13 protein-coding genes are annotated in these 14,514 nt (G+C 69.7%); 10 read left to right on the top strand and 3 right to left on the bottom strand.

From position 1 onward, the window contains the following. Window positions 1-54: 54 nt before the first annotated feature. The 4 genes from OHB49_RS31610 (at window position 55) to OHB49_RS31595 (ending at window position 3,464) form a co-directional block, all read left to right on the top strand. The gene (locus OHB49_RS31610) at window positions 55-981 is read left to right on the top strand and encodes an ABC transporter ATP-binding protein (RefSeq protein WP_329164351.1); all 927 of its coding nucleotides are present in this window, start codon (window positions 55-57) and stop codon (window positions 979-981) included. Next, window positions 978-1,745, top strand: coding sequence for an ABC transporter permease (locus tag OHB49_RS31605; RefSeq protein WP_030974677.1), 768 nt, complete (start codon window positions 978-980; stop codon window positions 1,743-1,745). The genes OHB49_RS31610 and OHB49_RS31605 overlap by 4 nt, the downstream gene beginning before the upstream one ends. 79 nt (window positions 1,746-1,824) lie before the next feature. Next, a complete protein-coding gene (locus OHB49_RS31600) occupies window positions 1,825-2,832 on the top strand; it encodes a COX15/CtaA family protein (protein ID WP_329164349.1) in 1,008 nt (335 codons plus the stop codon). 209 nt (window positions 2,833-3,041) lie between these two features. Further along, window positions 3,042-3,464, top strand: a complete 423-nt coding sequence (locus OHB49_RS31595; protein ID WP_329164348.1) for a hypothetical protein — start codon at window positions 3,042-3,044, stop codon at window positions 3,462-3,464. A 250-nt stretch (window positions 3,465-3,714) separates the two neighbouring features. Here OHB49_RS31595 and OHB49_RS31590 read toward each other — a convergent pair whose 3' ends face one another. Together OHB49_RS31590 and OHB49_RS31585 are read right to left on the bottom strand one after the other, a co-directional pair. Continuing rightward, a complete protein-coding gene (locus tag OHB49_RS31590) occupies window positions 3,715-4,074 on the bottom strand; it encodes a hypothetical protein (RefSeq protein WP_030974683.1) in 360 nt (119 codons plus the stop codon). A gap of 95 nt (window positions 4,075-4,169) precedes the next feature. Further along, window positions 4,170-5,123, bottom strand: coding sequence for a heme o synthase (locus tag OHB49_RS31585; RefSeq protein ID WP_329164346.1), 954 nt, complete (start codon window positions 5,121-5,123; stop codon window positions 4,170-4,172). Between the two features lie 400 nt (window positions 5,124-5,523). Between OHB49_RS31585 and tkt the strand changes: the two genes are divergently transcribed. The 6 genes from tkt to OHB49_RS31555 all read left to right on the top strand — a co-directional run bounded on the left by tkt (window position 5,524) and on the right by OHB49_RS31555 (window position 12,549). Further along, entirely contained in the window at window positions 5,524-7,626 is a 2,103-nt protein-coding gene (gene tkt, locus OHB49_RS31580; RefSeq protein WP_030974685.1) for a transketolase, read from the top strand. Window positions 7,627-7,660: 34 nt separating this feature from the next. Beyond that, the gene (tal, locus tag OHB49_RS31575) at window positions 7,661-8,779 is read left to right on the top strand and encodes a transaldolase (protein ID WP_329164344.1); all 1,119 of its coding nucleotides are present in this window, start codon (window positions 7,661-7,663) and stop codon (window positions 8,777-8,779) included. A gap of 5 nt (window positions 8,780-8,784) precedes the next feature. Continuing rightward, window positions 8,785-10,317: a glucose-6-phosphate dehydrogenase gene (gene zwf / locus OHB49_RS31570; RefSeq protein ID WP_030974690.1), complete on the top strand. Its 1,533-nt coding sequence runs from the start codon at window positions 8,785-8,787 to the stop codon at window positions 10,315-10,317. Continuing rightward, window positions 10,314-11,330, top strand: a complete 1,017-nt coding sequence (gene opcA, locus OHB49_RS31565; RefSeq protein ID WP_329164342.1) for a glucose-6-phosphate dehydrogenase assembly protein OpcA — start codon at window positions 10,314-10,316, stop codon at window positions 11,328-11,330. The genes zwf and opcA overlap by 4 nt, the downstream gene beginning before the upstream one ends. Next, entirely contained in the window at window positions 11,327-12,109 is a 783-nt protein-coding gene (gene pgl, locus OHB49_RS31560; protein ID WP_030974700.1) for a 6-phosphogluconolactonase, read from the top strand. The genes opcA and pgl overlap by 4 nt, the downstream gene beginning before the upstream one ends. Window positions 12,110-12,189: 80 nt before the next feature. Next, entirely contained in the window at window positions 12,190-12,549 is a 360-nt protein-coding gene (locus OHB49_RS31555) for a VOC family protein (protein WP_030974701.1), read from the top strand. Window positions 12,550-12,806: 257 nt separating this feature from the next. On the opposite strand, the gene pgi is transcribed toward OHB49_RS31555, so the two are convergent. Then, the gene (gene pgi / locus OHB49_RS31550) at window positions 12,807-14,477 is read right to left on the bottom strand and encodes a glucose-6-phosphate isomerase (protein ID WP_329164339.1); all 1,671 of its coding nucleotides are present in this window, start codon (window positions 14,475-14,477) and stop codon (window positions 12,807-12,809) included. Between the last annotated feature and the right edge of the window lie 37 nt (window positions 14,478-14,514).

The raw sequence follows: 14,514 nt of genomic DNA, 5'->3' as shown, positions 1-14,514 counted from the left end.
CTAATCAGGCCCCGGGGGACTCGCCCGCCGGGCCGCTGCCTAGACTTACCGGCCATGAAGAACGAGCCGGTCGTGCAGATCCGTGGCCTGGTGAAGCGGTACGGCACCAAGACCGCCGTGGACGGCCTCGACCTGGGCATACGCACCGGTACGGTCACCGCCGTCCTCGGCCCGAACGGCGCCGGCAAGACCACCACGATCGAGACCTGCGAGGGCTACCGCCGGCCCGACGCGGGCACCGTCCGCGTCCTCGGCCTCGACCCCGTCACCGACGCGGCCGCGCTCCGCCCCCGGATCGGCGTGATGCTGCAGTCGGGTGGTGTCCACTCCGGAGCACGCGCCGACGAGATGCTCCGCCACATGGCGAAACTCCACGCCCACCCGCTGGACGTCGACGCCCTGATCGAGCGCCTCGGCCTCGGCAGCTGCGGCCGTACGACCTACCGGCGGCTCTCCGGCGGCCAGCAGCAGCGGCTCGCCCTGGCGATGGCCGTCGTCGGCCGCCCCGAGCTGGTGTTCCTGGACGAGCCGACCGCGGGCCTCGACCCGCAGGCCCGCCGCTCCACCTGGGATCTCGTACGGGAACTGCGCTCCGACGGTGTGTCGGTCGTCCTCACCACCCACTTCATGGACGAGGCCGCGGAGCTCGCCGACGATGTCGCCATCGTCGACGCGGGCCGGGTCATCGCCCAGGGCAGCCCGGAGACGCTCTGCCGCGGCGGCGCCGAGAACACCCTGCGCTTCACCGGCCGCCCCGGTCTCGACCTCGGCTCGCTGCTGAAAGCGCTGCCCGACGGCACGCAGGCGGCCGAGCTCACCACCGGCGCATACCGCATCAGCGGCCAGGTCGACCCGCAGCTGCTGGCCACCGTCACCTCCTGGTGCGCGCAGCACGGCGTGATGCCGGACGGCATCTCCGTCGAGCGCCACACCCTGGAGGACGTCTTCCTGGAACTGACCGGCAAGGAGCTGCGCGCATGAGCGCCGGTACGTACACCCCGCGGCCCGGTGCCGCCCCGCTGCCCCGCATGATCGGTGCGCAGGCCGCGCTGGAGACGCGGATGCTGCTGCGCAACGGCGAGCAGCTGCTCCTGACGGTGATCATTCCGACGCTGCTGCTGGTGCTGTTCAGCGCGGTCGACATCGTGGACACCGGCGCGGGCAGGTCCGTCGACTTCCTGGCGCCCGGCATTCTCGCGCTCGCCGTCATGTCCACCGCCTTCACCGGCCAGGCGATCGGCACCGGCTTCGAGCGGCGCTACGGCGTTCTCAAGCGGCTCGGTGCCTCACCGCTGCCCCGCTGGGCTCTGATGACCGCCAAGACCCTCTCCGTGCTGGTCACCGAGGTGCTGCAGGTCGTGCTGCTGACCGCGATCGCGTTCGCGCTCGGCTGGTCACCGCACGGCAGCCCGTTCGCCGTCCTGCTGCTCCTCGTACTCGGCACCGCGGCCTTCTCCGGGCTCGGGCTGCTGATGGCCGGAACGCTGAAGGCGGAGGCGACCCTCGCCGCCGCCAATCTCGTCTTCCTGCTGCTGCTGGTCGGCGGCGGGGTCATCGTGCCGCTGGACAGGTTCCCGGACGCGGTGCAGTCGGCGCTCGGGCTGCTGCCGATCGCGGCCCTGTCGGACGGACTGCGGGACGTGCTCCAGCACGGCGCCTCGATGCCGTGGCGGGATCTCGGGATCCTCGCGGTCTGGGCGGTGCTCGGGCTGGGCGCGGCGGCGAAGTTCTTCCGCTGGGAATGACCGCGGACGGACCGCTCCGGCCCGACGGTTCGGGGTAACTCGTCCCCCTCGTGAAAGCTTGCACAAGCCGCCGCTTACGATGGTGCGCGTGCCCAAGCTGACCCGAGCCGCAGTCGCTCAAGCCACGCGGAACCCGCTTCTCTGCATCGCCGAACGCTGGACTCCGTCCCCCCGGACGGTCCGTCGGGCGGCGATGTCGGCCGTCGTGATGGCCGTGCTCATCGTGGTGACCGGCGGCGCCGTCCGGCTCACCGGCTCCGGCCTCGGCTGCCCGACCTGGCCCAAGTGCACCGACGAGTCCCTGACCGCGACCAGCGCGATGGGCTTCCACGGCGCCATCGAGTTCGGCAACCGGATGCTCACGTACGTCCTGTGCGCGGCGGTCGGCTGGACGATCATCGCCGCCCGCTCGGCGAAGCCGTGGCGGCGCAGCCTCACCCGGCTCGGCTGGGCACAGTTCTGGGTGGTCATGGGCAATGCGGTTCTCGGCGGCATCGTGGTGCTGGTCGGCCTCAACCCGTACACCGTCGCGGCGCACTTCCTGCTCTCCACAGCGCTGCTCACGGTCGCCGTGCTGACCTGGCAGCGGGTCCGTGAGGGCGACGCCGAGCCCCGTCCGCTGGTGGGCAAGGCGGTCTCACAGCTGACCTGGCTGCTGACGATCGCGGCCGGTCTGCTGATCGCGGTCGGCACGGTCGTCACGGGTGCCGGACGGCACGCGGGCGACTCCAGCGACGTCCACCGCATCCCGCTCGACTGGAAGATGATCGCGCAGCTGCACGCCGATCTCGCGTGGGTCGTGGTGGCGCTGACGGTGGCGCTCTGGTTCGTACTGAAGGCCGTCGACGCGCCGGCCGGGCCGCAGCGCCGCACCCGTGATCTCTTCCTGGTGCTGATGGCGCAGGGCGTGATCGGTTACGTCCAGTACTTCACCGACACCCCGGAGATCCTGGTCGGGCTGCACATGCTCGGCTCGTGCCTGGTGTGGATCGCGGTCCTGCGGGTCCTGCTGTCGCTGCGCGAGCGCCCCTCGGCCGTCGCCTCCGTCCCCGCCGCCGAACAGCCGGAGCCCGCGGCCGCCGGCTGAGCGCAAGGGCGGCGATCGGCTCGCTTCCCCTCCCCTTTCGGCCATTTCCCGTCACGGTTTCAAGGAACACGGCCTTCCGGCCCCACCATGAAGGCCGTCACAGATCGTTCGTCCGGTCTCTGGGGTGGGACATGGGTTCGTGTACGGGACAGGACCGCGTCCGGTGCTTTCACCGTGGTCTTTCGCTCGCGGAGAGCGGAAAGTGCGAGATGCCCGTCCCGCGGGCAGAGCTGCCCCGCGTCGGAACCGAGCTGCCCTCGCTGGTCGTCGTCATCGGTCTGATCGTCCTGTTCGCGAACTTTTCGTGGCGCCGACTCGCGTTGATGATCGTCCTGATCCCGCTCGGGGCCACGATCGCCCGCGCCTCGGTCCGGACCGCGATGCAAAAACGTGACAGCGCAGCCCGCTTCGCGGATCGGGTGTACGCGACCGGGGGTACCCAGGGACCGGACCTCAAGCACTGCCAGGGGTGCCAGTACGTACTGCTGCGCACGGGCACGGGAGAGGACCCGGGTCATTTCTCGGCCCCCACCCACATGTCCGGTTTTCGCGGCTGGGCCGAGAAACGGGGAGCCCGCTTCGCTCCGGCTGCCGAAGCCCACGGGAAGGCCCCCGACAAGGACAAGGGCTGACCGCCCTTCACACCAGCCCGTACACCCTGCGCGCATTGCCGGAGGCGATCATCGCGGCAGTTCCGCGATGCGCTCGGCCGGGTGCTGGGTGGCGGACGGCGCTTGGTCGCGTACCGATGCCACGCGACATCCGGGGCTCCCTGCGACGACGTGTGTGTACACGTCCTAACGGGTGAACCCGGTGTCAGGTGTTGCTCCTGCGCCACCGGGGTGCGCCCCGCACGCCGTCGGATGCGGCCCGGGCGGCCGGTCAGGCCTTGTTGGACGGGCCGCCGACCTGGATCCCGGCCATCCGCGTCCACTCGTAGGGGCCGGTGCGGACCTTGGCGGCGAACTCGCCGTCGAAGGACTCGTGCATCGTGATCCCGGCCTTCGCGGTGGCGCTCTCGGCGACCGCGTACGACGGTGCGACGAGGTCGCCCCAGCCGCCGTCCCCGCCGACCAGGACGATGCGGGTGCCCATCTGCCCGATGTACGCGAGCTGCCCCTCGGCGCCGCCGTGCGCCTTGGCGAAGGCGCCGATCTGCTTGGCGAGCCTGGCTGCCCTGCGCTCCGCGCGGGCGGCCTGCTTGCTGTCGTCAACCTGCTGGGTGTCTGCCGTCTCTGCCATGCAACGGATGCTACCGACGGGTAGATCAACTGGCGACGGGCGGGCGACGTGGCATGGGCCACGTCGCCCGCCCGTCGGCAGGAGCGGAAGCGGTGTCAGCGCAGGAAGGGGTCCACCGCGACGGCGACGAACAGCAGCGAAACATAGGTGATCGACCAGTGGAACAGCCGCATCTCCTTGAGCTTGGCACCGGACACGCCGGCCTTGGCCCGGTTCTGCAGGCCGTGTGCCTCCCAGAGCCAGAACCCGCCGGTCAACAGCGCCACCGAGGTGTAGAACCAGCCGGTGTAGCCGAGCGGGGTCAGCAGCAGCGAGACGGCCACCATCACCCAGCTGTAGATGACGATCTGGCGGGCCACCACCCGGTTGGAGGCAATGACCGGAAGCATCGGGACGCCGACCCGGGCGTAGTCGTCCTTCACCTTCATCGACAGCGGCCAGTAGTGCGGCGGCGTCCAGAAGAAGATGACGGCGAAGAGGATGACGGCGGCCCACGACAGCGAGTTCGTGACGGCGGACCAGCCGATGAGGACCGGCATGCAGCCCGCGATGCCGCCCCAGACGATGTTCTGTGCGGTGCGGCGCTTCAGCAGCATCGTGTAGACGACGACGTAGAAGAGCAGCGCACCGAGCGACAGCGCGGCCGACAGCCAGTTGACCAGCAGTCCGAACCAGACCGTCGAGACCACCGCGAGGGCGATGCCGAAGGCCAGGCACTCGCGCGGGCTCACCATGCCCGTCACCAGTGGGCGCTGCGACGTACGGTCCATCAACGCGTCGATGTCCCGGTCGATGTACATGTTGAGCGCATTGGCACCGCCCGCGGAAAGATATCCGCCGATGGTGGTGGTGAGTACGAGCCACAGGTCGGGCACACCTTGAGCGGCCAGGAACATCACCGGAACAGTGGTGATAAGCAACAGCTCGATGATCCGCGGCTTGGTCAGCGCCACGAATGCCTTGACACGGGCCCCGAACGGGCGATGGCCCCCTGGGCTCGGAGTCAAGGCGACCCCTGCGGGTCGGGACTCGACGGCCGTCACGCACACCCCTGACAGAGAAATCCCAGCAAGCTCCGGGCATGAAGGCCCAGTGAAGACTTGCGCGAACCAGACCACTGTAGACGTTGGGGACAGGCCGTTCTTCGCGGGGGTGGGGTCGTGTTGGAGTGGCACAGAAGTGCTGTGCCTGAGCGGCGCGGACGGGCCGCTCAGGAGAGGCGCATAAGTAAGGAGTGACGCTCATCGGAGTAGCGCAGAAGTGGCCGGTCGCGCTCATCGGAGTAGCGCAGAAGTGAGCCCTCCCGCTCATACGGGAGGCGAACTTCGCGGGTCGCCTGCACCCTGGAAAGCACCCGGAAATTGCGGGTTCCGTCGGGGGTAGGCTCGACAATGTCCGGTGCGGTCACAGTCACCGGTTTACAACAGTGGAGAGGAGCCCTGACTCAGGGTGAGCACCAAGCCGACCACCACAGACCTCCAGTGGACCGAATTGGACCAGCGGGCCGTGGACACTGTCCGCGTCCTTGCCGCCGACGCCGTACAGAAGGTCGGAAACGGCCACCCGGGTACGGCTATGAGCCTGGCTCCCGCCGCGTACACCCTTTTCCAGAAGGTGATGCGGCACGACCCCGCCGACGCGGACTGGACGGGCCGCGACCGGTTCGTGCTCTCGGCGGGCCACACCAGCCTGACCCTGTACATCCAGCTCTACCTGGCCGGGTACGGCCTGGAGCTCGATGACCTCAAGGCGTTCCGCACCTGGGGTTCGAAGACCCCCGGGCACCCGGAGTACGGCCACACCACCGGTGTCGAGACGACGACGGGCCCGCTGGGCCAGGGTGTCGCCAACGCCGTGGGCATGGCGATGGCCGCCCGCTACGAGCGCGGCCTGTTCGACCCGGAGGCGGCCCCCGGCACCTCCCCGTTCGACCACATGGTCTGGGCCATCGCGGGTGACGGCTGCCTGCAGGAGGGCATCTCCGCGGAGGCGTCCTCGCTGGCCGGACACCAGAAGCTCGGCAACCTGGTCCTGCTCTGGGACGACAACCACATCTCCATCGAGGGCGACACGGAGACCGCGGTCTCCGAGGACACCCTGAAGCGGTACGAGGCGTACGGCTGGCACGTCCAGCGCGTCGCCCAGCTGCCCAACGGCGACCTGGACCCGGTGGGTCTGTACAACGCGCTGCAGGCGGCCAAGGCCGAGACCGAGCGTCCGTCGTTCATCGCGGCCCGCTCCATCATCGCCTGGCCGGCCCCGCACGCCCAGAACACCGAGGCGTCGCACGGCTCCGCGCTCGGCGACGACGAGGTCGCCGCGACCAAGAAGGTGCTGGGCTTCGACCCGGAGAAGACCTTCGAGGTCTCCGACGAGGTCATCTCGCACACCCGTGAGGCGCTGGACCGCGGCCGCGAGGCCAAGGCCGAGTGGGAGAAGAAGTTCGCCGCGTGGCGCACCGCCAACCCGGAGCGCGCCGCCGAGTTCGACCGGATCTCGGCGGGCGAGCTGCCCGCGGGCTGGGAGGACAAGCTTCCGGTCTTCGAGCCGGGCAAGGCGATCGCCACCCGTGCCGCCTCCGGCAAGGTGCTCCAGGCGCTCGGCGAGATCATCCCCGAGCTGTGGGGCGGCTCCGCCGACCTCGCCGGATCGAACAACACCACGATCGACAAGACGTCGTCGTTCCTCCCGGCGGGCAACCCGCTGCCGGGCGCGGACCCGTACGGCCGAACGATCCACTTCGGTATCCGCGAGCACGCCATGGCCGCGGCCATGAACGGCATCGCACTGCACGGCAACACCCGGATCTACGGCGGCACCTTCCTGGTGTTCTCCGACTACATGCGCAACGCCGTGCGTCTGTCCGCGCTGATGCACCTGCCGGTGACGTACGTGTGGACGCACGACTCGATCGGTCTCGGCGAGGACGGCCCGACCCACCAGCCGGTGGAGCACCTGGCCTCTCTGCGCGCCATCCCGGGCCTCAACATCGTCCGCCCGGCCGACGCCAACGAGACCTCCATCGTCTGGCGCGAGATCCTGCGCCGCTACACCAAGGTGTTCGGCAAGGGCGCCCCGCACGGTCTGGCGCTGACCCGCCAGGGCGTGCCGACGTACGAGGCGAACGAGGACGCGGCCAAGGGCGGCTACGTGCTCTTCGACTCCGAAGGGGCCGACGGGCAGAGCGCGGAGCCGCAGGTCCTCCTGATCGGCACCGGTTCCGAGGTGCACCTCGCCGTCGAGGCGCGCGAGGAGCTGCAGGCCGCCGGCATCCCGACCCGGGTCGTGTCGATGCCGTCCGTCGAGTGGTTCGAGGAGCAGGACCAGGCGTACAAGGACAGCGTTCTGCCGCCGTCCGTGAAGGCCCGCGTCGCCGTCGAGGCGGGCATCGGCCTGACCTGGTACCGGTACGTCGGAGACGCCGGCCGGATCGTGTCGCTGGAGCACTTCGGTGCCTCGGCCGATGCCAAGGTCCTCTTCCGCGAGTTCGGCTTCACCGGCGAGCACGTGGCCGCCGAAGCGCGGGAATCGCTCGCCAACGTCACGCGCTGACGCCGTTATACGACTAGTAGGAGATGCAATTCTCATGACAGACGCACTCAAGCGCCTCTCCGACGAGGGCGTGGCGATCTGGCTCGATGACCTGTCGCGCAAGCGGATCACGTCCGGCAACCTCGCCGAACTGATCGACCAGCAGCACGTCGTGGGCGTCACCACCAACCCGTCGATCTTCCAGAAGGCCATCTCGCACGGCGACGGTTACGAGCAGCAGCTCACCGACCTCGCGACCCGCAAGGTCACCGTCGACGAGGCGATCCGCATGATCACGACGGCGGACGTCCGTGACGCCGCCGACATCCTGCGGCCGGTCTTCGACGCCACGGACGGCCAGGACGGCCGGGTCTCCATCGAGGTCGACCCGCGGCTGGCCCACCGCACCCACGCCACGATCGCCGAGGCCAAGCAGCTGGCCTGGCTGGTGGACCGGCCGAACACGCTCATCAAGATCCCGGCGACGAAGGCCGGGCTGCCGGCCATCACCGAGGTCATCGGCAAGGGCATCAGCGTCAACGTCACGCTGATCTTCTCGCTGGAGCGCTACCGCGAGGTCATGGACGCCTACCTGGCCGGCCTGGAGAAGGCGAAGGCCGCGGGCCTGGACCTCTCCAAGATCCACTCGGTGGCCTCGTTCTTCGTGTCCCGCGTGGACTCCGAGATCGACAAGCGGCTCGACGCCGTGGGCACCGACGAGGCCAAGGCGCTGAAGGGCAAGGCGGCGCTCGCCAACGCCCGGCTGGCCTACGAGGCGTACGAGGAGGTCTTCTCCTCCGACCGCTGGGCCGCCCTGGACAAGGTGCGGGCCAACAGGCAGCGTCCGCTGTGGGCCTCCACCGGCGTGAAGGACCCCGCGTACAAGGACACGCTGTACGTCGTCGACCTGGTCGCCCCCGGCACGGTGAACACCATGCCCGAGGCCACCCTGGAGGCCACGGCCGACCACGGGGAGGTCACCGGCAACACCATCGCCGGCACCTACGCCCAGGCGCGGGCCGAGCTCGACGCGGTCGCGAAGCTCGGGATCTCCTACGACGACGTCGTACAGCTCCTCGAGGACGAGGGCGTCGAGAAGTTCGAGGCGTCCTGGATCGACCTGCTCAACTCCACCGAGGCGGAGCTCAAGCGCCTCGCCCCTTCGGAGGGCTGACCACTTTGTCTGGTGTTCCCGGAGCCAACCCGCTCCGTGACGCCCAGGACCGCCGGCTCCCGCGTATCGCGGGGCCGTCGGGCCTGGTCATCTTTGGCGTCACGGGCGATTTGTCCCGTAAAAAGCTGATGCCTGCCATCTACGACCTGGCCAACCGCGGCCTGCTGCCACCTGGCTTCTCGCTCATCGGCTTCGCGCGCCGTGAGTGGCACGACGAGGACTTCGCGCAGGAGGTCCACGACGCCGTCAAGCAGCACGCGCGTACGCCGTTCCGTGAGGAGGTCTGGCAGCAACTCATCCAGGGGATGCGCTTCGTCCAGGGCAACTTCGACGACGACGATGCCTTCGAGACCCTCAAGGCCACCATCCAGGACCTCGACAAGGAACAGGGCACCGGCGGCAACTTCGCCTTCTACCTGTCCGTGCCGCCGAAGTTCTTCCCGAAGGTCGTCCAGCAGCTCAAGAAGCACGGGCTGGCGGACCAGAAGGAGGGGTCCTGGCGGCGCGCCGTCATCGAGAAGCCGTTCGGCCACGACCTCGCCAGCGCGCAGGAGCTCAACCAGCTCGTGCACGATGTGTTCCCGCCCAACGAGGTCTTCCGGATCGACCACTACCTGGGCAAGGAGACGGTCCAGAACATCCTGGCGCTGCGCTTCGCCAACACGATGTTCGAGCCGATCTGGAACCGGTCGTACGTCGACCATGTCCAGATCACGATGGCCGAGGACATCGGCATCGGAGGCCGGGCCGGCTACTACGACGGCATCGGGGCAGCCCGTGACGTCATCCAGAACCACCTGCTCCAGCTGCTGGCGCTGACGGCGATGGAGGAGCCCGGCTCCTTCCACCCGAAGGCCCTGGTGACCGAGAAGCTCAAGGTGCTCACGGCGGTGGAGCTGCCGGAGGACCTCGGCAAGCACACCGTGCGCGGCCAGTACGCGCACGCGTGGCAGGGCGGCGAGGAAGTGCTCGGCTACCTCGAGGAGGACGGTATCGACCCCAAGTCGAAGACCGACACCTATGCCGCGATCAAACTGACGATCAACAACCGCCGCTGGGCGGGCGTGCCGTTCTACCTGCGGACCGGAAAGCGGCTCGGCCGCCGGGTCACCGAGATCGCGGTCGTCTTCAAGCGCGCGCCGTACCTGCCCTTCGAGTCCGGTGCGACGGAGGAGCTGGGCGGCAACGCCCTGGTCATCCGGGTGCAGCCGGACGAGGGTGTCACGGTGCGCTTCGGCTCCAAGGTCCCCGGCACCTCGATGGAGGTCCGGGACGTCACGATGGACTTCGCCTACGGCGAGTCCTTCACGGAGTCCAGCCCGGAGGCGTACGAGCGGCTCATCCTCGATGTGCTGCTCGGCGACGCCAACCTCTTCCCCCGCCACCAGGAGGTCGAACTCTCCTGGAACATCCTCGACCCGATCGAGGAGTACTGGGACAAGCACGGCAAGCCCGCGCAGTACGCGGCGGGCACCTGGGGTCCGGCCGAGGCGGACGAGATGCTCGCACGAGACGGACGGAGCTGGCGTCGGCCATGAAGATCGATCTCACGGAAACCACTTCCAGCAAGATCAACCAGGCACTGGTGTCGGCCCGTCGTGCCGCCGGTTCCCCGGCTGTCGGCATGGTGCTGACCCTGGTGGTCGTCACCGACGAGGAGAACGCGTACGACGCTCTGAAGTCGGCCGGCGACTCCTCGCGCGAGCACCCCTCGCGCATCATCGCGGTGATCAAGCGGGTCAGCCGCTCGCCGCGCAGCCGGCGCGACGCACGGCTCGACGCCGAGGTACGGGTCGGTTCCGACTCGGGCTCCGGCGAGACCATCGTGCTGCGACTGCACGGTGAACTTGCCAACCACGCCCAGTCGGTGGTCCTGCCACTGCTGCTGCCGGACGCCCCGGTCGTGGTGTGGTGGCCCGAGGGCGCGCCCGAGGACCCGGCCAATGATCCGCTGGGCGCACTCGCCCAGCGCCGGATCACGGACGCGTATTCGGCGGAGCACCCGAGCGCCGAACTCGCGGTGCGCGCCAAGTCGTACACCCCGGGCGACACCGATCTGTCCTGGACCCGCATCACGCCGTGGCGCTCGATGCTCGCGGCCGCACTCGACCAGAAGCCCGTGGATGTCGTCTCTGCCACGGTCGAGGGCGAGTCCGAGAACCCGAGCTGTGAGCTGCTCGCCATGTGGCTCGCGGACCGGCTGGACGTGCCGGTGGAGCGTACGAATTCCGACGGTCCCGGTCTGACGGCCGTGCGGATGCAGACCAAGGGCGGCACCATCGTCCTGGACCGGCCCGACGGTTCGCTGGCCACGCTCTGCATGGAGGGGCAGCCGAACCGTGCGGTGGCGCTCAAGCGACGGGAGACCGCCGAGCTGCTCGCCGAGGAACTGCGGCGTCTCGACCCGGACAACATCTACGCGTCCGCGGTGAAGTACGGCGTGGACCGGCTCGGCGGCGCGGCGGAGCCGAAGCCAGCCGATCCGGAGAAGCCCGCCGCCGCACCGGCAGCCGCGAAGAAGACTGCGGCGAAGAAGGCGGCAGCGAAGTGAGCGCCCCTCAACTTGTCGTGCACCGCGACAAGGAGCTGATGGCGCAGGCCGCCGCGGCCCGGCTGATCACGAAGATCGTGGACGCCCAGGCCGCGCGCGGTCACGCCTCGGTGGTACTCACCGGCGGACGCAACGGCAACGGCCTGCTGGCCGCTCTCGCCGAGGCACCCGCCCGGGACGCGATCGACTGGTCGCGACTCGAACTGTGGTGGGGCGACGAGCGGTTCCTGCCGGAGGGCGATCCGGACCGCAATGTCACGCAGGCCCGCCAGGCTCTGCTGGACTCGGTGCCGCTGGACCCGTCCCTGGTCCATGCGATGCCCGCGTCGGACGGCCCCTGCGGCAACGACGCCGACGCCGCCGCGGCCGCGTACGCCGACGAACTGGCCGCCGCGGCCCGTCCGGAGGACCACGGCCCGGTGCCGACGTTCGATGTGCTGATGCTGGGCGTGGGCCCGGACACGCATGTCGCGTCACTCTTCCCGGAGCTGCCCGCGGTACGGGAGACCGAGCGCACCGTCGTCGGTGTGCACGGGGCTCCCAAGCCGCCGCCCACCCGGGTCTCGCTCACGCTGCCCGCGATCCGGGCGGCGCGCGAGGTGTGGCTGCTCGCGGCGGGCGAGGACAAGGCGGAGGCCGCGGAGATCGCGCTGTCGGGCGCCGGGGAGATCCAGGCCCCGGCGGCGGGCGCGTATGGACGCAGCCGCACTCTGTGGCTTCTGGATGCTGCGGCGGCCTCCCGGCTGCCGCGCGCACTGTATCCGCCGGCCTCTCCCTGAGCGGTCGTCAGCACTGCTGTACGTCGGGCCCGGTCCGCTCTCAGGAGCGGACCGGGCCTTCGCCGTGAAAGGCTCCGGCCATGGTGCGTATCGGAACCGTGGTGATGGGTGCGTCGGACGTCCGCCGGGCGGCCGCCTTCTGGACGGCGGCGCTCGGTCATGTGGAGCGTGAGCCGGCGACGGACGACTGGGTGGTCCTGGTGCCGGCCGACGGGCAGGGTGTCGGGCTGTCCCTGGGGCTGAGCGAGTCCCCCGTGCAGGAGGTCCCCCGGGTCCATCTGGATCTGTACACCGAGGAACAGGACGCCGAGGTGGAGCGGCTGCTCACGCTCGGGGCGGCCCGGGTCGACTGGCACCTGTATCCGCAGGACCCGGACTTCGTGGTGCTCGCGGACACCGAGGGCAACCGATTCTGCGTCATCGACACGACGCACGGCTGACCTGGTCGGGCGGTCGGCCGGGTGCCGCCCCGGGAAGGTTTCCAGCGCCCTGGTACCGCCTCGCAGGCGAGGCCGATGCCCCTCTGGGGGCCCGCAGGCGCCGTACGAGCCGCCGACGGGGAAGAGGACGGCACAACGCCACGCCCGGGGCCGCCGCGGTCAGCGGCTTCCCGGCCGCCGCCGGCCGACGTCGCTCGGGTCCGGTGTGCTGTTCGGCGGCCGGAGCCGCCCCGCCCTCTCCCCCTGGGTCGTCCGGCTCAGCGACCCCTGCGCGTGCGGTACGCGGCGACCAGCGCGGCGGTCGAACTGTCCAGCTGCTCGCCGCCCCCCGCCGCGGCCGATGCCGCCGTCCCGGTCAGCACCGGTTCGATCTTCTTGGCGAGGACCTTGCCGAGCTCGACGCCCCACTGGTCGAACGAGTCGATGTTCCAGACGGCGCCCTGGACGAAGACCTTGTGCTCGTACAGCGCGATCAGCTGGCCGAGGACGGACGGTGTCAGCCGGTCGGCCAGGATCGTGGTCGTGGGGTGGTTCCCCCGGAACGTCTTGTGCGGCACGAGCTCCTCGGCCACGCCCTCCGCACGGACCTCGTCCGGCGTCTTGCCGAAGGCGAGCGCCTGGGTCTGGGCGAAGAAGTTGGCCATCAGCAGATCGTGCTGGGCGACCAGCCCGGGCAGCAGGTCGGCGACCGGCTCGGCGAAGCCGATGAAGTCGGCCGGGATGATCTTGGTGCCCTGGTGGATCAGCTGGTAGTAGGCGTGCTGCCCGTTGGTGCCGGGCGTGCCCCAGACGACCGGCCCGGTCTGCCACTCGACGGGTTGGCCGTCCCGGTCCACGGACTTGCCGTTGGACTCCATGTCCAGCTGCTGCAAGTAGGCGGTGAACTTGGACAGATAGTGGCTGTACGGCAGCACGGCGTGCGACTGGGCATCGAAGAACGCGCCGTACCAGACGCCCAGGAGGCCGAGCAGCAGCGGGGCGTTGGCCTCCGGCGGGGCGGTGCGGAAGTGTTCGTCGACGAGGTGGAAGCCGTCGAGCATCTCGCGGAACCGGTCCGGGCCGATGGCGATCATCAGCGAGAGGCCGATGGCGGAGTCGTACGAGTAGCGGCCGCCGACCCAGTCCCAGAACTCGAACATGTTGGCGGTGTCGATGCCGAACTCCGCGACCTTCTCGGCGTTCGTCGACAGTGCCACGAAGTGCTTCGCGACGGCGTCCTGGTCGGCGCGCAGTCCGGTCAGCAGCCAGTTGCGGGCGGAGGTGGCGTTGGTGATGGTCTCGATCGTCGTGAACGTCTTCGACGCGATGACGAAGAGCGTCTCGGCCGGGTCGAGGTCACGGACGGCCTCGTGCAGGTCGGCGCCGTCGACGTTGGACACGAAGCGGACGGTGAGCGAGCGGTCCGTGAAGGAGCGCAGCACCTCGTACGCCATCGCGGGACCGAGGTCGGAGCCGCCGATGCCGATGTTGACGACGTTCTTGATCCGCTTACCCGTGTGACCGGTCCACTCCCCCGACCTGATGCGGTCGGCGAAAGCCGCCATCTTGTCGAGCACGGCGTGTACGGCGGGCACCACGTTCTCGCCGTCGACCTCGATGACCGCGTCGCGCGGGGCGCGCAGCGCGGTGTGCAGGACGGCGCGGTCCTCGGTGGTGTTGATCTTCTCGCCACGGAACATGGCGTCCCGCAGCCCGGCGACACCGGTGGCATCGGCGAGCTCGCGCAGCAGCCGGAGCGTCTCGTCGGTGACCAGGTGCTTGGAGTAGTCGAGATACAGATCGCCGACCCGGAGGGTATATCCGGTGCCGCGCTCGGGATCGTCCGCGAAAAGCTGCCGCAGATGGGTCTGGCCGAGCTGCTCACGGTGCTTGCCGAGAGCGGTCCATTCGGGCGTCTGATTGAGCTTGGTTCGGCTTTGTGCGTTCATCCCGGATATCAGCCCACTTCTTCTCGTGCCTGCACAT

This window comes from Streptomyces sp. NBC_01717, from assembly GCF_036248255.1.
Taxonomy (GTDB): Bacteria; Actinomycetota; Actinomycetes; order Streptomycetales; family Streptomycetaceae; genus Streptomyces.
The sequence above is the reverse complement of the archived record's forward strand: the minus strand, read 5'-3'. Positions and strand labels throughout refer to the sequence as shown.